Source organism: Oscillatoria salina IIICB1, from assembly GCF_020144665.1.
In the GTDB taxonomy this organism is placed as follows: Bacteria; Cyanobacteriota; Cyanobacteriia; order Cyanobacteriales; family SIO1D9; genus IIICB1.
In genome coordinates this window covers 21,615-42,915 of the sequence record NZ_JAAHBQ010000036.1, presented here as the reverse complement: position 1 = coordinate 42,915, position 21,301 = coordinate 21,615, and the positions used below count along the sequence as shown (strand labels likewise).

14 protein-coding genes are annotated in these 21,301 nt (G+C 37.4%); 5 read left to right on the top strand and 9 right to left on the bottom strand.

The genetic code is table 11. The features are described 5' to 3' along the window. Positions 1-54 precede the first annotated feature (54 nt). Entirely contained in the window at positions 55-783 is a 729-nt protein-coding gene (locus G3T18_RS12340) for a carbonic anhydrase (protein ID WP_224410860.1), read from the top strand. A gap of 112 nt (positions 784-895) precedes the next feature. Here the strand turns inward: G3T18_RS12340 and G3T18_RS12335 are convergent, their stop codons facing one another. From G3T18_RS12335 to G3T18_RS12315, 5 genes are all read right to left on the bottom strand, one after another. Next, the gene (locus tag G3T18_RS12335) at positions 896-1,084 is read right to left on the bottom strand and encodes a hypothetical protein (protein WP_224410859.1); all 189 of its coding nucleotides are present in this window, start codon (positions 1,082-1,084) and stop codon (positions 896-898) included. 195 nt (positions 1,085-1,279) lie between these two features. Then, on the bottom strand, positions 1,280-2,089 hold the full coding sequence (locus G3T18_RS12330) for a hypothetical protein (RefSeq protein ID WP_224410858.1): 810 nt from the start codon (positions 2,087-2,089) through the stop codon (positions 1,280-1,282). 107 nt (positions 2,090-2,196) lie between these two features. Beyond that, the gene (locus tag G3T18_RS12325) at positions 2,197-2,961 is read right to left on the bottom strand and encodes a PEP-CTERM sorting domain-containing protein (RefSeq protein WP_224410857.1); all 765 of its coding nucleotides are present in this window, start codon (positions 2,959-2,961) and stop codon (positions 2,197-2,199) included. A gap of 152 nt (positions 2,962-3,113) precedes the next feature. After that, a complete protein-coding gene (locus G3T18_RS12320; protein ID WP_224410856.1) occupies positions 3,114-3,965 on the bottom strand; it encodes a PEP-CTERM sorting domain-containing protein in 852 nt (283 codons plus the stop codon). A 158-nt stretch (positions 3,966-4,123) separates the two neighbouring features. Continuing rightward, entirely contained in the window at positions 4,124-4,318 is a 195-nt protein-coding gene (locus tag G3T18_RS12315) for a hypothetical protein (RefSeq protein ID WP_224410855.1), read from the bottom strand. A 284-nt stretch (positions 4,319-4,602) separates the two neighbouring features. On the opposite strand from G3T18_RS12315, the gene G3T18_RS12310 reads away from it, so the two are divergent. The 4 genes from G3T18_RS12310 (at position 4,603) to G3T18_RS12295 (ending at position 9,667) form a co-directional block, all read left to right on the top strand. After that, the gene (locus tag G3T18_RS12310) at positions 4,603-5,268 is read left to right on the top strand and encodes a sigma-70 family RNA polymerase sigma factor (RefSeq protein ID WP_224410854.1); all 666 of its coding nucleotides are present in this window, start codon (positions 4,603-4,605) and stop codon (positions 5,266-5,268) included. Between the two features lie 26 nt (positions 5,269-5,294). Further along, positions 5,295-6,242, top strand: coding sequence for a DUF1822 family protein (locus tag G3T18_RS12305; protein WP_224410853.1), 948 nt, complete (start codon positions 5,295-5,297; stop codon positions 6,240-6,242). 147 nt (positions 6,243-6,389) lie between these two features. Next, positions 6,390-8,831, top strand: coding sequence for a CHASE2 domain-containing protein (locus G3T18_RS12300; protein ID WP_224410852.1), 2,442 nt, complete (start codon positions 6,390-6,392; stop codon positions 8,829-8,831). A gap of 35 nt (positions 8,832-8,866) precedes the next feature. Beyond that, the gene (locus tag G3T18_RS12295; RefSeq protein WP_224410851.1) at positions 8,867-9,667 is read left to right on the top strand and encodes a DUF928 domain-containing protein; all 801 of its coding nucleotides are present in this window, start codon (positions 8,867-8,869) and stop codon (positions 9,665-9,667) included. Between the two features lie 38 nt (positions 9,668-9,705). On the opposite strand, the gene G3T18_RS12290 is transcribed toward G3T18_RS12295, so the two are convergent. The 4 genes from G3T18_RS12290 to G3T18_RS12275 form a co-directional block, all read right to left on the bottom strand. After that, on the bottom strand, positions 9,706-12,564 hold the full coding sequence (locus tag G3T18_RS12290; RefSeq protein ID WP_224410850.1) for a CHAT domain-containing protein: 2,859 nt from the start codon (positions 12,562-12,564) through the stop codon (positions 9,706-9,708). Further along, positions 12,516-14,402: a ShlB/FhaC/HecB family hemolysin secretion/activation protein gene (locus G3T18_RS12285; RefSeq protein ID WP_224410849.1), complete on the bottom strand. Its 1,887-nt coding sequence runs from the start codon at positions 14,400-14,402 to the stop codon at positions 12,516-12,518. Before G3T18_RS12285 ends, G3T18_RS12290 begins: the two co-directional genes overlap by 49 nt. Continuing rightward, complete coding sequence (locus G3T18_RS12280; protein WP_224410848.1) at positions 14,399-19,927, bottom strand: two-partner secretion domain-containing protein; 5,529 nt, start codon at positions 19,925-19,927, stop codon at positions 14,399-14,401. The genes G3T18_RS12285 and G3T18_RS12280 overlap by 4 nt, the downstream gene beginning before the upstream one ends. 417 nt (positions 19,928-20,344) lie before the next feature. Next, on the bottom strand, positions 20,345-21,193 hold the full coding sequence (locus G3T18_RS12275) for a class I SAM-dependent methyltransferase (protein ID WP_224410847.1): 849 nt from the start codon (positions 21,191-21,193) through the stop codon (positions 20,345-20,347). Positions 21,194-21,301: the final 108 nt, after the last annotated feature.

Sequence of the window (21,301 nt, the reverse complement as noted above, 5' to 3'; positions counted from 1 at the left end):
CATTGATGTTAAAAAGAATAATCGAGTAACCAAAACTAATGTTTGACAAATGAGATGAAAAAATTAATTAAAGGTCTGCGGGAATTCCAAACTAGCTATTTCTCTACCCACCAAGAACTATTTGAGCAACTTTCTCATGGACAAAAACCAAGAGTATTATTTGTTACTTGTTCTGACTCTAGAGTTGACCCAAATTTAATTACTAACGCCCAAGTTGGCGAAATATTTGTTATCCGCAATGCTGGTAATATGATTCCGCCTTACGGAGCAACAAATGGCGGCGAAGGTGCAGCAGTTGAATATGCAGTCCAAGCTTTAGGTATCCAAGATATTATTGTTTGCGGTCACTCTCACTGCGGTGCAATGAAAGGACTGCTAAAAATGGATCAATTAAAGGAAGAAATGCCTTTAGTTTATGACTGGTTAAAGCAAGCGGAAGCTACTAGAAGGCTAGTTAAAGAAAATTATTCTACTCTCGAAGGTGAAGCTTTATTAGAAATAACTATTGCGGAAAATGTCTTGACGCAAATTGAAAATCTGCGTACTTATCCGATGATTCACTCAAAAATTCGCCAAGGAAATCTTTCTCTCCATGCTTGGGTTTATAGCATTGAAGCTGGGAGAGTTTTTGCTTACGATGCAGTGCGTCACGAATATGTTTCTCCCGTAGGTCCCCCACAACCACGAGATCCCGAAGAATTACTACCACCTACTCCGGGACATCCTGCTAGTTGGTTATCTCCCGAACAAGCAGAGCGAATTTATCGCGGTTCTGTCAGATAAGATCGTTTTTAGGGATCTGGGTAGTCATTTTTGTGCAAAAAAGCTCAAATTTATCCAAAAATTTAACTAGGTATTTCCTAAGACGAAATCGGGAAGGAATAAACGCGATCGCCTAAGCCAATAAAAGCGCGATCGCCAGAAAAATTAAGCCTAACACTATTACCAAGCTTCCCAAACCTGGCTTAGACAAATCCTTAGAAAAGCTACAGTTAAGACAAGTCCACTGAGTTGCAGACTCCTGAACTATCGTGTGTCTTCCGCAGCGAGGACATTCAACAACAGAGTGATTTTGGTGAGACATAGAAAACTCCTTTGACATTTTTGATTTAAGTTCGATGAACTGCCGCACCCTGAAATTTCATGCTATGAATGTAGCTTATTTAACAGATATTTTGCTTACTTTTCTAACAAACTGAAAAAAGCATTTGTCCCCCCTTTGTAAGTGGAATTAGGGGGGGTTTAGACAAAACTGTAGCTCGAAACAGCGAAATTGCAATTAATTAATACCTAACTCTTTGGGAGTTTTTCTCTGTTTGCTCTTCAGCAGCATCGTCCCGAAAGTACCGAAAGCTAATAAACTTAAGACAGAAGTTGGTTCGGGAACTGTTTCGGAATTCTCAACAGAACGTACTGAAAAATTATCGAAAGCTAATCCTACGTTACTTCCTGGCTTTGTCCCGACAAAATTAAAGCGAATAGCACTAATGTCAGCATTATCACGATCAAAAGACCATAACCAAGGTTTTCCATCCAAATTGACATTTTTACCTCCTATTGGACTAAGAACAAAATCAATTACTGATAAATCTTGACCAAGAGCTTCAATTCTCCATTTTTCTGTTCCATATATTGAACCATCAATGTCCCAAATTTCTCCCGATGCTCCTGATGTGGGAGAATCGTAAGAGATTAAAAGATTTAAGTTTTTTTTATTTTTTGTACGATGAAGTTCACCCCCTCTTAAAAAGAACTTTCCTAATCGTGATTCAAATGAAGGTGCAGCTACATCTGGTTGACCATTGTTAACACCCCCTAAAAAGCCGGATTTTTTATCTTTATTACTATAACCAACGGCTTCCAAAATTGGCGATTTACCGAGGTCAGCAATGCCATCAAGATTAGCATCAATACCAAAAGTAACGCCTAAAGATGAAAACTGATCGGTAATTTTCAGGTCATCTAAAGCCGTACTACCATCAGGTAATATGCCATCAATTGCCTCAAAATCGATGAATTGTGCTGAAGCGGATGATGCAACCATTAGTATTAAAGACAAGCTTGTGGAGAAAGTTGCTAGTTGTTTCATTGTTTGACCCTGGATTGATTGATTGTTCATGGTAGTTGTCCGATTGAGTTGATTTGTAGAGTTGAAAATGAAGTTAGGTATGGCAACAGTTAGAAGGGAAATTGGAATTAATTAATTCCTAACTTTTCAGAAGTTTTTCCCTGTTTACGCTTCAGCAGCATCGTCCCGAAAGTACCAAAAGCTAATAAACTTAAGACAGAAGTTGGTTCGGGAACTGTTTCGGAATTCTCAACAGAACGTACTGAAAAATTATCGAAAGCTAATCCTGTATGTTTAGCATCTCTTGAACCTATAGCATTAAAACGAATGGCGTTAATATCAGCAACATCTCGCTCAAAAAACCAAAACCAAGGTTTTCCATCCAAATTAACGTCTTTACCTCCTATTGGACTATCAACAAAATCAATAACTGATAAATCTTGTCCAAGTGCTTCAATTCTCCATTGTTCGTGCTTAAAATCATCTGAACCATCAATATCCCAAATTTCACCAGAGGCTCCTGATGTGGGAGAATCGTATGTGATGAGAAGACTTAACTGTTTTTTATTTTTCGTTTTCCCAACTTCTCCTGCTCTCAAAAAGAACTTGCCTAATCGTGATTCCAAAGAAGGTGCAACCGTATCCTTTTTACCAATACTGCCGTTGGAAAAGGCGTATATTTTATCTTTATTACTATAACCAACGGCTTCCAAAATTGGCGATTTACCGAGGTCAGCAATGCCATCAAGATTAGCATCAATACCAAAAGTAACGCCTAAAGATGAAAACTGATCGGTAATTTTCAGGTCATCTAAAGCCTCACTACCATCAGGTAATATGCCATCAATTGCCTCAAAATCGATGAATTGTGCTGAAGCGGATGATGCAACCATTAGTATTAAAGACAAGCTTGTGGAGAAAGTTGCTAGTTGTTTCATTGTTTGACCCTGGATTGATTGATTGTTCATGGTAGTTGTCCGATTGAGTTGATTTGTAGAGTTGAAAATGAAGTTAGGTATGGCAACAGTTAGAAGGGAAATTGCAATTAATTAATACCTAACTCTTTGGGAGTTTTTCTCTGTTTGCGCTTCAGCAGCATCGTCCCGAAAATTCCAAAAGTTAATAAACTTAAGACAGAAGTTGGTTCGGGAACTTTTTCGGAATTCTCAACAGAATATACTGAAAAATTATCGAAAGCTAATCCAGCAACGTTCTTTTTCGTACCAACAAAATTAAAGCGAATAGCATTAATGTCAGCAACATCTCGATCGAAAGACCATAACCAAGGTTTAGCATCAAGAGTAAGTGTTGTTCCTAACGGACTAAGAATTGAGTCAATAACTGATAAATCTTGACCAAGTGCTTCAATTCTCCATTGTTCTGTTCCACGTATTCCACCATCAATGTCCCAAATTTCTCCTGATGCTCCTGATGTGGGAGAATTGTAAGTGATTAAAAGGTTTTGCTCTTTGATAGTCTTCTTGGGTGTATCGGTTCTCAAAAAGAAACTTCCTAATCGTGATTCAAATGAAGGTGCAGCTACATCTAATTTACTGAGATGACCGTTTGCAAAGCCAGATTTAGGATCTTTCTTACTATAACCAACGGCTTCCAAAACTGGCGATTTACCGGGGTCATTAATACCATCAAGGTTAGCATCAATACCAAAAGTAATACCTAAAGATGAAAACTGATCGGTAATTTTCATGTCGTCTAAAGCCTCACTACCATCAGGTAATATCCCATCAATTCCCTCAAAATTGATAAATTTTTCTAGGTCTGATGACGACAACTGGTTATCACTTTTTATATCATCTAAATTGAGACTACCGTCAGATAATTGCTCGTTAATTGTCTCGAAATCGATGGATTGTGCTGAAGCAGATGATGCAACCATTAGGATTAAAGACAAGCTTGTGGAGAAAGTTGCTAGTTGTTTCATTGTTTGACCCTGGATTGATTGATTTTTCATGGTAGTTGTCAGGCTAACTTTTTGGTGAGATTTAAATCGAAGAAAATAAGGATGTTTGGTGTTAGAAAAATATCTCGAAGTGGCTATGAACCGAATAATTGGCGAGATTCTTGCTGGACTTGACCCGCGATCGCCGCTTCTTGTAAACACATAAAAGCGTCTAAGTCTTCTCTTCCATACTTGGTTCTCTGTAGCAACTGTCTCAGTTGTTGTTCTGTTTCCAGAGTTAGATAGCCAGTGGCTAAAGCTTGTTTGACCAATTCGCGAATCAAAATCATGGTAAATACCTACTCTCAGTGGTGAGGCGATGAGTAAATTTACGCAACCCTCTACTTAGCACTCGTTTTTGAGGGGTGACTTTTGTGCAAAAGCTCGATCTTTTTACATAACTTTACAGTTGGCGATCGCGAAATGTAGGGGTAGCCCCCCGTGGCTACCCTCTCCCCTGCCTAGGCTTTATAAACTTTCGTAAACTTTTAGTAAATTGGCACAAAATCCAGCCTGGAAAACCGAGAACTTAATAGAGGTCAGCAACGCAATTGAGATTGAACTGAGGTGAAGGGTGTATATTCCCAATGATATGAGCGAACTAGACCAATACTTAAAAGAGCTAGCTTTAGAAGTCCAGAGGTACTCTCCAGGAAGCAGAAAGCGCCGCAAAGCCTTGGATAAACTAATTAGGGTTATGCAACGCCCTCGCGTACTTCCCTGTCTTTATCCAGGTCGTTTTAAAGGTTTTTATGAGGAAATTCTCAGCGAAGCTAAACAACAACTTTTTCTCTATATTTGTCAAAACATTAACAATTATAATCCTGAAAAAGGGGAAGTATTACAGTGGATAAAACCTTACTTTAAAAGATTTTTTATTCAAGCAAGCCGCGAATTCATGCCAATTGCACATCAGCGGATAGAACCAGCACAAATTAAAAGGTTAAGTATAGATGAATTAGAAATAAATGATTCTCTAGAAGTAAACGAACAACAAAATTATTTTTTTTCCGAAGAAGTCAAACATTTTGTTGAAGAAGATTCAGAGGGTATTTTTCGAGAAACGCATATCCGTTCTCATCCAGGAGCTAATTTTCAATCTATTTTTCTCAGGCGAACAGACGGTTATTCCTGGGAAGAAATAAGCTCTAGTTTGTCAATTAGTGTGTCCACTCTAAGTCGGTTTTATCAGCGTTGCTTAAAAAAATTCGCTCCTTTATTTCAAGAACACTTTCAATAGATACAGTTCCCACCAGAACCAGAAAAATGATGAAATACCAAACAGATTATTCATTAAACAAAGAAAATTATCCGCTCGTCGTACCAATTACAATCAAAGACCACGAGCAAGCCCAAAAGTTTCGTAGCTTTCACTCACAACCGCAAAAAAGAAAAGAAGTTTATCTCAATACTTTAGCGGTATTAGCAGTAAATTTCCATCTCAAATGTTTAGGGATTGAGACAAATTTAGCTGCTAGCGATAGTTGGCATCCAGCAATGCAAACCCTAGGAAATATTGCTGATTTAGAGGTAAAAGATATTGGTAAATTAGAGTGTCGTTTTGTCCTACCTGAAGCGGAATTTTGCGAAATACCACTCGAAGTATGCTCAGATCGAATTGGCTATATAGCAGTGCAGATGAATCAAGCTTTAACTGAAGCTACTATCGTTGGCTTTGTTGCCAAAGTGACTACAGCTAAGCTACTACTTAGTCAGTTTAAACCGCTAGATGAATTAATTGACAAATTGCCACCCGTAGTACATTTAAGCGACTGGATAGAAGATATATTTACTGCTAGTTGGCAAACAATTGAAGAACTTTGTCAGCCACAATTAAACCAACTAGCCTTTAATTTTCGTAGTCCAGGAGTGTTGAATAAAAAATTAGTCAACAATAGTCCTGATGGCATTAAGCGAGGTAAAGTTTTAGAGTTAGAAAATGCTGGCGAACGAATTGCTTTATTAGTGGGATTAGAATCAAAAGCAATACCAGAAATGGCAATTTGGGTACAGATATCTCCTACTGGTGAAAATACTTATTTACCAGATAACTTGCAGCTATGTATACTGGATAGCAAAGGAGAAGAAGTCATGAAAAGTCAAGCTAGAAGTAGTAAGAGCATTAAGTTTAAGTTTACTGCTGAAACAGGAGAAATTTTTAGCGTCCAAGTAAACTTAGGTGATGCGATCTTGACCGAAGAGTTTATAGTTTAGACTTAATTTGAACCTAATTTGAACTTAATCTGAACCTAAAAAGAGACTTGCGGAATGAAAAAAAATGAGTTTAGGATTTAGATGGTTGGTAATTATTTTAAATTCGTCCGTAATTCTCAGTTTTCCTAGTAAAGAGTTAAGGTGGCGATGATGGGTAAGTTAGTCGTATTAACATTAGAAGGTAATCTCGAAGAGCAAGGCTTTCGAGTGCATCTAGAAATTGGGGTTGAAGGAATGCGCCCCGATCTAGAAATGACAAAGGAGTTACCTGCAAATCCGGAATTAGCCACCCACTTAGAAGAACATTGGTTAGAAAAATATCGCCCTTTGGGAGCGCCTTATCGCATTAAACCAACGGAAATTATTAATGAAGGGGCGATAAATTTGAGAGAGTGTCAAGAGTCAGCAAAACAATTGGAAGCCGAGTTTAAGGATTGGTTAGAAGCTGAGAGTTTTCGAGAAATAGATCGAGAATTACGTTCTGAGTTAAGTCGGGAAGAGGAAATTCGGGTATTAATTCGGACTGAGGATCGTCAATTACAAAAGCTTCCTTGGCATCTCTGGGATTTTGTGAAGAGTTATGGAAAAGCAGAGGTTGGTTTAAGTCCGCCGGAATACAGACGCACCGATCGTTTTCAGCAAATAACAGGTAAATTACGAATTAGAATTTTAGCAATTCTCGGTCACCAGGAAGGAATTGATACTCAAAAAGACCGACAATTATTGAAGAAGTTGCCGAATGCAGAAGTAACATTTTTAGTGGAACCAAGTTATTTGGAAATAAACGATCGCCTTTGGGAACAAGATTGGGATATTATCTTTTTTGCTGGGCATAGCTTGACTGAGGGAGATGAAGGTCGAATTTATATCAATCCCGATGAATTTATTACCACAGATGAATTGTGGATAGGCTTAAAAAAAGCTGTAGAAAGAGGGTTGCAGTTAGCGATTTTCAACTCTTGCGACGGATTAGGGCTAGCACAACGGATTGGCGATCGCCAGATCCCCCTGACGATTGTCATGCGGGAACTCGTCCCCGATCGCGTCGCTCAAGAGTTTCTGAAGTATTTCCTCACCGCCTTTGCGAGTGGAGAATCATTTTATCTGGCGGTGCGATCGGCACGCGATCGGCTTCGAGCCTTGGAGCGCGAGTTTCCCTGCGCCAGTTGGTTGCCCGTTATTTGCCAAAATCCCGCTACTTTGCCCCCTACTTGGGAAGAGTTGAGTAGTATCAGTGAGGAAAATTCGCTACTTAGCCTGCCGCATAGAAAACATACAGTAACTAAGAAAAATGATCGTCGAAAAAACAGATCCAGATGGCGTAAACTTCGAGTAGCAATTATTGCTAGCTTAATCATTACAAGCTTGATTATGTGGGGAAGATGGCAAGGAAAGTTACAAACTTTGGAACTTATTGCTTACGACCATCTCATGCAACAGCGACCTATTAAAGAACCAGACGATCGAATTTTAGTTGTCCGCGTGACTAAAGAAGATCTCAAACTTCTACAACAACCTCCAGAATCTACAGGACAAGGCGCAAGAAGTTTATCCGATAAAAATTTAGAACGCCTTTTAGTAAAATTACAACAGTATCAGCCCAGAGTTATTGGTTTAAATATTCACCGGGAAGGAAGTATAGATCCTTTATATAAAAATCTCAAATCTATCTTCCAAAAAGGTTCCTTCATTGCATTATGTAGTGGTGAAACTGAAAAAGATGGAGCCAAATATGCTCCTACTGATGTTCCTTCAGAAAGGATTGGTTTTGGCGATGTTGTACATAATCCACGCGATCAAGTCGTTCGTCGTCATCTATTGTTAATGACATTACCAGATCCAAAACCCTGTAAAGCGCAACAAGAAGTTGAAGCTTTTAGCCTCAAGGTAGCACTTAGCTACCTGAAAGCCGAAAATATTCAAAGAAATGATCGAAAAGAAGATAAGTTTATTAAAATAGGCAATTATATTTTCGCTCCTTTAAAACTTCATAGAGGTGGATATCATCGCTCAAATACAAATTCAGGTAAAACACTCGAACCGGATGTAGACAAAGGTATTCAAGTAATGCTTAACTATCGTCCTTATCACAATTATCTTCAGGATATTGCTAAAGTCAAATCCGTTACAGATGTTTTCAATAACCAACTCTCTCTTGAGGATGTAAAAAACAAAATTGTTTTAATTGGTAGAGATGGAAGCAGCAATAATACTTTTAAGACACCTTATAAAAATGAATTACCTTTACCTAACTTATTTCTTCAAGCTCAAATGGTAAGTCATCTTATTAGCATAGTTGAAGGCGAATTACCTTTAATTTGGACTTGGAATTTGCCAGGAGATTTCCTTTGGATTTGGAGTTGGTCTTTGATCGTAAGTTTTATTGTTTTAAAAGTTAATTTACTCGAACAGAAAAATACCAAATCAATAGTACATTTAGTTTTCTTTGGTAGTATAAGTTTAGTTATGCTATATAGCTCGTGCTGGTTTTTCTTGAGTTATTATGGAGGTTGGATACCATTAGTTCCTACAGTTATAGCTATGCTACTAACTGGTATATCTGTCAAAGGATACATGACATTAAAATAGAAAAAATAATTAATTTATCTTCACTAAATTAGACTATGAAATTTATTAAACGTCATTTACAAATTACTTTGATTGCTAGTTTATTAGGCTCTAATTATTTACCAGAACAAATAAGCTTAGTTCACACTCAATACAGGATTAAAGCGAGAACTAATAACTTTGTTGCTCAAGCCCAAGAAAACGATAGCATTGGCTTAGATTTCGTACCTCGCGATCTCACTGCTAAAGACGATGCACCCGGAGATAGAACAACAAAACCAGACTACGGCGAGGAGAAATGTTCACCTGTAGAAAAACCTCTCACCGCTTTAGTACCTGGCTTTAAAAATGATTCTTTGCGTGCATTAACATCTCAAGAAAATCCTATCTTTTGGTTTTATGTTCCTTATAATGCTTCAGGTCTTTCGGTAGAATTTCAATTAGTAGACTATCAAGATGAAGAAGTTTATCGCGAACAGTTTTCCTTAACTGGGACTCCAGGTATTATTAGAATTTCGCTACCACCAACAGTAGGTCTTTTACAGCTTAATCAAGATTATTTTTGGTCTTTAACTGTTATTTGCAATTCGCAACAAGAAAATATTTATGTAACTGGTAAGTATCAAAGAGTTATTCCTAACTTTGATGATATATCTTCACTTACAGGAACACCAGAAGAGCGATTAATAATTTATGCGAAAGATGGTTTATGGCATGAAAGTTTAACTACAATATTGACAGAAATCATGCCTCTCGATCCTCAAAAAGGTAAAGCAATATTAACTGAATTTTTGAAAGATCCAGATATTGACTTAGAAGAATTAGCAGAAGAAAAATTAACTGAATGTTGTAGCTAAGATAGTCATTAATAGTCATTGTTTTTGACAAATACAAATTAGTAACCTACCATAATAAATGATGCCCAGTTGCGAGGATGACGTATTTCAAAATTATCACTTTCGATCATGGTTATTTGTGTTTGCCTTAGTGCTTGTGCTATATTTAACTCTTTTTTTACTAAATTGCTGTAAAACTCATCTACAAAATCAGTAGTTTCTTCTTGTTTTACATTCCAGAGAGTTGCTATGGTTGCGTTTGCACCAAACCTGATTGCCGTTCCTGCAATACCTAAAACTGCTCGCTTGTCACCGGATGCCGTTTCACAAGCACTAAAAAAAAGTAGGTTTATCAACTTACTTTGGTCTCTAGTTTGAAGTAAATTACTGAATTCATTGATATTGATAGAGTATTCGTTGAATTCTTGAGAATCATCATCAGTAATAATATATGTCTCTTTGGGATCGGAACTAAATTGACCATGTGTAATTATATGAACTAGATCGTAAACTGAAGATCGAAATTTTTCTCGAAGAGCTTTTTTCGTAAATTTACCATTATCTAAAATGTCATAGTTGGATAGATTTTCTTTAATTTTATTTATTTGTTGTGGAACTTCTTCTTCCAAAGAATCATAATTTTGTCTTTGTTTTATAGCTCCGACAATCAAAGCTTTTAATTGATTATTCGTAAACTGTTTATGTTTGAGAAACTGAATACTAGAAGTTAAAACAGAAGCGTAATTTTCTACTAAATATTGATGTCCATCGTAAAGACTTGCCATTGGTATACGGCTCAAAGAAGAATCAAGTATAAAAACTAAAGTTTCTATTCCTGCTCTTTTTAATTCTTGCTCAACTCCTTGTAAAGAAATATCGTATAACTCTTTAACTTTTCTTTTAATTTCATTTATAGCCAAAGTATTTTTTAGGACATTATCAATCTCGCTAATTAATTTTTGAACTGCTGAACTATCTTTATTAGAAGAACTATAAACTAGCTTGTTATCATTAGGTAGTTGAAGTATAGTTACTAAATGGTCTGGCAAAATTACTGAATATACTATTGCCGTTTTTGGAGCTTTGTTTAAAAATAGTTTCGTTCGCTCCATTAACTGTGCTACTGGCTCATCTTCTCTATCTTTACGTTCTAATTGTACGGTTTCAATATCTGTTAAATTACATTTTAAGAAATTCTCTAATTCTGCTAATTGGAGTGACTCTATATAATAAATAGACTTTTGAAGGTTTTCCTGGTCGGGATTTAGGTCGTCTTTTGGTAATAATAAAGCAATTAATTCTCGGTAAAAAGTATTTAGAGAATTTTGGAGAGTAAATCTTTCTTCTGATTGAAGAATGAGAAAATTTTGACGAGACAGTTCTAGGTTTTTAACAGCAACTTCGTAAGCAGCAACAGCACTCTCAATCTCTCCTTGATTTCGCAACAACCTTCCCAACTGCCACTCCCACTGGTATGCTAGCTCTGGTGCTTGAATTTCTTCAGTTAGTCTAATAGCGTCTTGGGTTTTCTCTAAAGCTTGTTCCCATTGTTTTTGTTCTTCATATAGCTTACCAAGAGTACCAAGAGCGTATGCTGTGGTTCGCACGTCGGCTAAAGTTCTCGCTTCTTCGATAGCTTGCAATAAAAGTTGTTCGATTAATTCTGGTTGTGAATAGTTTTCGAGATTAATCAGACTTTTAGCTAGGTTGATACGAGTAAAAATTGCTGATTTACTAATAGATAAATTATTTATTTCTGCGAAAATATCTGGTATTTGCTCAATTTGTCTGTGAATAGAAGTTGTTGCTTCTTGCCGAACTAATTCATCTTTTATCTTAGCTAACTGTGGCTGGAAATCAATCAAAAGACTTAGTTGATTAATTTGGGCTTGGAGAAGCGTAAGCAGTAAATTAGTAGTATTTTCTGCCTTTTCGTAATATTCGATAGCTTGTTTAATTAATTCCCATTGTTTGTTTGGATTATTACTTTGCGTTACTGCACGCTGAAATGCGTCTTTAGCGCGTTGATACATCGCCGTATAAGTATTACCTAAGTCGAGTGAAACTTCGGCTTTAAGTTGTGGCGAATTGCTTATTTCTATAGTTGCTAAACTATTTCGTAATAAACACTCAGATATTTTTAAGTAATCTGTCGATTCTTCTTCCTTTAACTGGCAAATATTTGTTGGTAAAATACTTTCAATTTCGTTAACATTACCGACTACACGCACAATATTACCTAAATTTCGTAACCAAGCCCCTCGAACCAAATTAGCTTCTATCTCTTCTGGTTTAATTGTAGTGAGTTGTTTGAAAGCTTCGCGATACAAACCTAATTCTTGTAAAGCAACAGTTTGATGAATTTTCGTCCGAATTTTACCTTCTTTATCCTCAATATTTTCGTAGTTGTCTATAGCTTTTTGCCAACTTGTAATAGCTTCGCTGGCTTTTCCAATTGCTAGTTGAAGTTTGCCTTGGACTTCCCAGGCTCGTGCTAATAAGGCTAAATTATTTTTAGTATCTTGCTGTAAAATAGTCAAACTTTCATTAATTGCTGCTTGGGCTAACTGCCATTCTCCTTGTTGCTGGTAAACTAAGGAAAGATTAGTTAAAGCAATAGCTTGCAGTTGACGATTATTTTCTAATTCATTTGTGGCTTGTTGCAATAATTCTGCTGCTCGCTGATATTCACCCAGGTTATAGTTGATTTCTGCTTGTTTAATTAAAATAGTAGTAGAAGACGAATTTTGTGAAACTGTTTCTTGAGCGATTACTGGCAAGAAAGCAGCTAGCACAAAAAGGCTTAAAAGTAAAGATAAATAAGCTACTTTTTTAGATAACCAAGAAGCTAACTGAGATTTTATTAGCCTCAAAAAGGATAGAATTCGACGGAAAAATAAATGCCGTTTTCTTGCCATGTTCTTTCAGTAGAATCTAACTCTATAAGCGGAATACCCCAGTCTAAACGAGCGCTAAAACGATCGGACTGAATTAATTGTAATCCTAAACCGATCGCGGCTAACGTGCTAGGGTCGGGATTATTGTCTGCGCCGTTATTCCAACCTGTACCAATTTCGAGAAAAGGTATTAGTTGGATTGCTGTTTCCCACTCGGAAATTCTCACTATTGGGAAACGTATTTCTGCGGACAAAAATGCACCATTGTCGGTTAATAAAGCATCTTGACGATAACCGCGAATACTGTTAAAACCTCCTAATGCAAATTGTTCTAAAGAAAGTAATTCTTGGGCGGCAAATTGCACGTCAGCGCGAACTACCATTGTGGTAGCTAAAGGTGGATTGCCATTATTTTCTCCTAATAAATAAACTAATTGTCCTTGTCCTCGCCAAGCAAAAAATTGACTGTCGGGGGCATTATCATTAATTGTGGCATCAAAAGCATCAATGCCGACGGTAAACTGCGATCGCACTCCATAAACATAACGAGATCCCTGTTGTCGCCAATCCTGGAAAAAGCGCAGGGCGGAGACTCGAATGCGTCCTTCGTCATCTGCCCCAGGAGAGAGAGGAAAAGGAATATCTAACAGCGAGGTTTCACTTTCTTGACGCGAAGCAGTAATCCCAACAGCAAATTCTTCGGTTGGCGATCGCCAAATTGGTTGACGGAAACTTAACTGATAATAACGCGATTCGGCATCAATATCTAAATCATCGAAAGGTGGTTCAATTACATCGCTAGAAGTTGTTCCGTAGCCAAAACTTAACGTACCGTCGCGAGGATTTACGGGTAAAGTATAGCTAACATCAAAGTTATCGCTACCATCGGTATTATTGTAACTAAAAAAGAGGGTATCGCCAAAACCTAACAAGTTTTCTTCGACTAAACCGCCACCACGACGGAAACTCCCGACACTGGGGGCGCGTCCATTATTTATTGAGGCAAAAGTATTAAAAGTATCTGCTTCTTCAATCCGAATATCTAAAATACTTTTACCTGGTTCTATATCTTGAGAAAGTTCCGCCGAAATATTACTAATTCGCGAGTCCAATTGTAATAGTTGCAAAGCTTGAATTAAGCGATTTTTATTAAGAGGAGTAGCCGTACCCAGACGCAGGCGATCGCGGATATAACTTGAGTTTAATCTTTCTGTCCCTTGAATGCGAATATCTGAGATACTTCCTTCGACTATTTGGATAGTAACTTCTCCTCTTCCTCCGGAAAGCCTTTGTTGCAAAGGAATATAAGCACCAGAAGTTAGATAATCATTGTCCAGATAAAGTTGCGTAATGCGCGATCGCGCTTCGAGTAATTCCGCAAAAGAAATTTCCCGGTTAGTATATTCTGTTACTTGGTTTCTTAACTCTTCATCGCTAAAAACTGTGTTCCCTTCAAAATTAAATTGCGTAACCGTAATTTTGTCTAATATTGTTGGTAAAGATTCGGGCAATTGTTCCGATGGTGTGGGAACTTCTAAAGGAGTTTCTGGAGGTTGCTGAGGTTCAATCTCATCAGGGAAATCAGGTATTTCTGGAGTAGGTGGACGCAAGTCTGATGGGTTCGGAGTTTGAGCAAAAATTTCTGGAAAATTAGGTACTGACAACCGAGTTTTGTTATTCAATAATTCATCTAGACTTTCGGCAAATGCTACCGAATTCCAACTAATTCCTAAAATTAGGTAAACTAGAGTAGAAAATAACCGTAGTTTCTTGAGACTTGGCAACTGATTTTCTACCAAGCTTAACCTGATGGTAGTTTCTAAATTTTTTTTGCTTAAATCATCATCATTTAAACTCATCTTTGAGAACCTTGAATCATGCACCCTGGCAAAGATAAATTAGGAGTATTGTTAGTAAAAACCACGTCACCATTTGCTAATCTTACCCATCCTTTTGCCTCCACAATTTGATTTGATGACGAACTTGATGACTCAAAATTTGGATTTGTCCACGGTACATCAACACTGTTATTATTTAATGGTCGATCGGGACTAGCAGGTTGACCGCCACGTCCCACAGGAATAAAGCTACTGGTAGAAGTTTGTCCGCCAATTGTTTGACAGTTTTGTGCAATTTCTGGATTAGGTAATTCTTCAGAAAATTCGGTTAAGCCGCGACTGGGATCGATGTCGGGAGTATTCAAGTTAACTGTACCATCGATACCCAATTCAGAACTAACAGTGATATCGCTGCGATCGCTAATTCCCGGACGAAATTCTAAACCGAATATTTCGGTCGCATTAATGTTAATATTACCACCATTACCCGCAAAAGCATTAGCAGTTAAATCGCTATTTTCTGCCGGAACTGCAATCACAAATTCAGCATTTATATCAATATTACCGCCGTTTCCCGTACCCCCAGCCGTAGCTGAAACTAAGCTATTACGTCGAAGCTGAACTAGATCGTCAACGTCTAAGCTAATATTACCTCCTTCACCAGAAGAAGTAATGGCAATAATTGCACCTCGTTCATCTAAAAGTATATTTTCAGCGTCAATCGATACTATTCCCGCATCTCCGGAACCGGCACTTATTTCAATGTCTAAAGCAGAGAAAACGCCAGAAACAAATAGTTCTAAAAATCCCAAAATTTGCTGACTTCTAGCCAGAAGATTAACTACCTCTTTAGATTCGGTATCGCTACTAACAGCAATTATTCCCTCATCTACAACAAAGACATTTTCCGCCTTAACTATGATACTTCCAGCATTTCCCTCAGCAAATGATTGAGCGCGAATTCCACTGCGAATTTCTCCGTCAGCAGAAGTCCCTTGCAGTTGGATTAGATCGGCTTGAATTTCAATATCTCCTCCTGGAGAATCACTGGTAGTAGAAGCCGAAATAACTGCACCATTAGTAAGAGTTAATTGGTTAGTTTGGATAATTATATCTCCGGCTGTAGCCCCACTAAAATCGGGGAAGACAGTGTCAACAGAAATGCCGCTAGGAATAACTTGATTAGCAGAAGTACCGCTTAATTGAATCTGGTTAGCATTAATAATAATACTACCGCCATCACCGCGATTTGCTGAAGCAGCAAGAATTCCGGCTCCGTTTTTGATTGTCAATTCTGGGGTATTAATGACAATTGTGCCACCATCGGCTTCACCAAGAGTGCTACTAGCGATCGCGGCTGTGAGTAATTCTCTTTCCTCTAAAGGGAAATTTATTAATAATAAGTTGATTCCTAACTCAAAATCGGCGCTACTACCGTCTAACAAGATAAAATCAGTAGCATTTATCGTTAAATCACCACCTCTCCCACCCGGAAACAGAGTATCAGTTGTCGTCGAAACTATGGAATTCTCAAATATTGACAAAGTTTCGGTATTAATTGTTAAACTACCACCAGGATTATTGCTCCGGTTTTGGACAATAATTCCACTACCTTCACTTAACGTTACTTCCACTGCATGAATATTAATATCGCTACTGCGACCATTGCTACCGATATCTGTCCGCGAATCACTGACGATCGCACTTCTTGATAAAATTACTTTTTCTGCATTAAGATTAATTTCGTTTCCAGCTCCGATAAAAGTTTCGTTATCCAAGATAGTATTGTTAAAAAATATAGTTTCGTTACTCTCAAAAGTGGTTGCTCCCGATCTACCTGTTTCGCTACCAGTACCACCAGAAGCATTAATTAAAACTGTATCTAAATTAATTCCTTCACTACCAAATATTTTAATTGCACCACCATCTTGTAATTGCGATGATAATTGCAGTGTTGGTAAATCAATCTCAGCTAAAATAGGAAATTGACTAATATCTCTTGCAGAACCTCCGGAATTAATGATGCTAGAATTTACATTAATTGTACCATTGTTACTTCTAAGTTCAATTGCTCCCCCGGCGGTTTTACCAAAAGTATTAATAATTGCTGTGTCGGCGTTAATATTTCCTTCAGAAATAACTGAAACTTGACCTGCTTCGCCAACTAAAGAACTAGCTATAAACAAGTTTGTCAAGTTAACTTCACCATTCTTACTAATTAGTTCAATTTGACCGCCATTACCTTCATTTCCACCTGAAATTAAATTACCAGCAAAGATATCGCCAGCAGTAGTTAAAAGAATCTCGCCTCCGTTAGCTATTGTTGAAGTAGAAACAATATTCGCCCTGGTTTCAATTAGCCCATTTTCACTGGTGATTTCCACTCGCCCACCGTTACCATTATTACTAATAGAAAAGATGTTTGCTGTGGTAATATTACCGGGTGCAGTCAGGAAAATATTACCGCCGTCACCATTAGTTGAACCCGAAAACAACAAACCTGCGCTTGTAGCGATATCGCCGTTTCTACTAATAATTTCTATTTCTCCACCATTACCATTTTTGCTGCTATTTGTCAAGCCCAAAAGAGCTATATTCCCCGTATTTAAAATAGTTATAATTTCTTCCAAGTTACCGCTACCAGAAATGAGATTACCTAAATTAATATCTCCCATTGCATCAAGAGTAATTTTGCCACCGTTTCGATTAGCTGCAAGAGAAATTAAATTAACTCCCGTGGTATCAATTGCACCATTATCGCTAATAATTTCTATTTCTCCTCCATTACCAATTTCCAGATCGTTATTGAAATTCAAACCATCTGATAAGAAATCTAGCTCAAAATTAGCACCTAACTCGGCTAAATTACCGCTAGTAGAAAAAATATTTCCTGTGGATATATTTCCCCTCGCTCTTAATTCAATCTTCCCACCATCACCACCATTTGTAGCCGAAATTAAACTTCCTGCTGTCAAGTCAAGTTCTCCATTTTGGCTAACTATTTGAATTGCACCACCATTAGCAGCAATACTGCTAGAAATTACGTCACTTGTAGCAATATTTTCGTTACTGCTAAAAGAAATATTGCCCCCATTACCATCAACCGATGCAGAAACCACGTTTCCAATTGTGGTATTAATTGCACCATTACTACTGGAAATAATAATTTCTCCACCGTTACCACTTATACTGGGAGAAGAAAAAAAATCGGGTAAAAAACTACTCTCAAACTCGCTAGTTAACTCAACTAAATTTCCGCTAGAACTTACAATATTTGCTGTAGTAATATTACTATTTGCTGTTAAACTAATTTTCCCGGCATCACCGTTATTCGCAGCCGAAAACAAATTACCATTAACAGTATCAATTACACCATTATTACTAATAAGATTGATTACGCCGCCATTGATTTCACCAGCAGTAATTATGTTAGCCGCAGTCAAACTATTATTAGCATCAAGAAAAATCTTACCTCCGTTACCGCTACTAGAAGCAGAAACTACTTCTCCGGCTGTAGTATTGATTGCACCATTACTACTGGTAATTGCAATTTCTCCACCGTTACCAATTGCGCCGTTAGTTGGTAAATTGTCAAACAAAAAAATATTGTCTAAATTAGTTGGCAAACTTGCAAAATCGCCATTAAAACTAAACAAATTTCCGGTAAAAATATCTCCACTTGCGGTTAACTCAATTTTGCCGCCATTACCACTATTTGCAGCCGAAACTAAAGTACCATTAGTTGTATTAATGCTACCATTTCTACTCAAAAACGAGATTTGTCCGCCATTACCACTCACACTTGCGGTAATTGTATCTATCGCTGAAATATTCTCATTAGCAAGAATAGTAAAATTACCTGCATCGCCACTAATTCCCGAAGTTGTAACTACTCCATTTAAAGTTACGCCACCGCGAGAGTCAATAGTAACATTGCCACCAGTAACTAAGGCAAAATCTCCTAATTCGGGAACTAAATTACCGATGGTAGCATTAACTTGAATATCTCCAGTTAGAGTAGGATTAGCTCGATCTTGATTAGTAAGTAAAACTCGTCCTGCGAGAGTGTTAAAATTGTTATCAGTAAAGGCGATCGTACCCAGATTAATATCGGCACTAGTAGGAGTATTTGTTAAATTAGGTGAGCTAGGAATCAGAAAAGAATTGAAAAATGTCCCGCCCAAATTACTAATTTCTGGTACGCCAATTGCCGCCGGATTCATTCCGGCACGAATATCTAAAGTTGGTTCAATTTGACCATTAATTGCTATAATATTACCATCAGATAAAGTCACTGTTTCGACGATACCTTGAAGAGGATCTGCCCCGGTAATTTGAATAAAACCAAGTATTTCAACTTTTCCTGCCGCTAAAATATGCAAAGATGCGCCAATATATGAATCAAAACTAACATCTCCGAAGGAACGAATTACAGGGTCAAAAGGACTAGATAAATTTCCTAAACTACCGTCTATTTTCTCGATGCGAAAACCGCCACCACTCCAATAATGAGCATCTCCTCTAACTGGATTAGCACTCCGCAAAATCATTTCTCCACCGGAAAATAAGCCGCTTTCGGGGTGATTTAAAGCGAAAATCTCGATACCTGTGTTACCTTGAATAATGAGATTTTCTCCGGCTGAAGCGATGAAAGGATGATTGACTGTATCGCGTATTTGGACATTTTCTCCAGCGAGTAAAGACAAATTTCCTGCGGTTGCTAACTGAGCTTCTGTTAAAATTAAATTGTTTTCTGCTCGTAAGGTTGCTGTTTGCGCGATCGCGTTTTTGACGCTTACGTCTCCTCCAGCTACATCCGGCTGTAAACTGAGAAGAGAAATGCTTTCTAAGCCTAATTCTGGAGTTAAATTTACCCGTGCATAACTAGGTACAGAGGCGATGGTAAGATTACCTTGAGGAGCAGCTAAAAATCCGCTACTGAAGACGTTACCGCCCAGTAAAGCTAAATTTTTTCCTACTTCTAATCGTCCTGAATTAATAATAGTTCCAGGTTGTCTCGTACCATATTGTAAACCTGGGGTAAGGTTAACTCTTAACAATGGTGGCGCTTGGGGGTTAGTCGCACTGTATTCAAGATTATTATCCCAAACAAAACTATTTGCGGTACTAGCTACAAATGAGCCTCGAATATCTAAACTCGCATTTGGACCAAAAATAATTCCGTTAGGATTAATTAAGAAGAGATTTGCCTTTCCAACTACGCCTAAAGTTCCCAAAATTTCGCTGTGATTACTTCCAGTGACGCGAGTAAGAATGTTTTCAATTTGAGCAGGGTTAGCGAAATAAACTCGTTGTCCCTGATTAACATTAAATTCTGAGAAACTGTGAAAGAGAGTTTCATAGCGAATTGCTCCTCCTTCAATTAAATCGGTTAACCGATTATTGATGTTTGCATTTCTTTGTACCCGCGAACTTTCCTCTCCTAAACTGTTATCAGGGACAAGTTGTGCGGAAGCAGAATTAGTCCAGAGTGCGATCGCCGCACCGACGCAAATTGCTTGTATCGTGCCTACAATAGCTGTCATATTAACTATGCCAAAACGATAGCACTTGTTTAATTCCGCTTTTTTCATCTGACGACAACTTTTTATTTTTTTTTAATTTACCTCGAAAAATTATTTATGTCGAGGAATATTTATGAAGATTTAAAACCTTGAACAATTAAGATATAATTTGCCGATAAAGAGAGATTTTAGAAGCATTTTCAGTAAGAGTTGGAAACTATAGTCAATTTAGCCAAAAAAGATTGAATATTCGAGTATTTTCCGAAACGTAGAAGAGTAGAGGTTTTCCTGTCCAAAGCCAAATTTGGTTTTTCGTATTACAATCGGTGAGTGAGGAATGTAGCAGTGATGAAAATTAATGATGCTCCTACATCGGCAGCGATCGCAGAATTTATTTGTTACTTAAATCGTCCTCATTGCAAATGAATGATTAAGTAACTATGCTTTAATGGTGACTACATACCACATATTATCTGGTAAGGTTCGTCTTTCAAGAAACCTTTCCTCTAAATCATTTTGTTGTAAAATTTGTATATTTTGAAAACCTTTCTCTCTTAACCACAATTCCATTTCATCGCTATACATACCAAAACGATAGGGTTCCCCGATTTCAGCAAGTCGCTCGATATTAGAATTTATTCCGGGAACTCGATCGTTTTTAAATGTCATTAGCGGCGAACAACAGTCAAAAACAAACACCGAATTAGGGGTCATCTGCTTTTTGATATAATCCAAAACTTTATCAATGCTTTCTTGGGTTAAATAGTAGCTAACTCCTTGCCAAATATAGATTGTGGGAATTTCACTTTCAAAGCCATAGTCAACAAGGCTGTTGAGATTATCTTTATTCAGATCGAGAGAAATGAGCGACAAACCATGAGGAATAATTTTTAATTTGGCAATTAAGCATTTCTTTTTATCATTAATAGTCTCCGGTAAATCAATCTCAAAAGTTTTAACTGAGTTATTTTGAATAGAAGCCAGACGAAAAAATCTAGTATCATAACCAGAACCTAGCAGAAGAAGCTGCTTACATCCAGCTTTAATTGAGGCTTCAATTACTTCATCACCGTACTTTTCTCTAACAAGGATGTACCAATAAGCAATTCTTTGAAAGACTTCTAGTTCGTCAATATTGGGAGGTTTTTTTTGAAGAGAGTCGATTAAAGATGGCGCGAAAAACCAATTGAGATAATTATCCTTAAAAAGTAATTCGCTTTGAAATTGATGGATAAGCTTTAACATTGAAGTTCCTTTATTCGTTGAATTTTCCCAGGCAATACTCATTTCATCATCCTCAATTTCACAAAATATAAAATTACGAATTTTCGCTTGCTGTACGGTTCGATCTTCTAACCCTGGATAAAATCACAGGGTTTTTGTGTTTAATGTTAG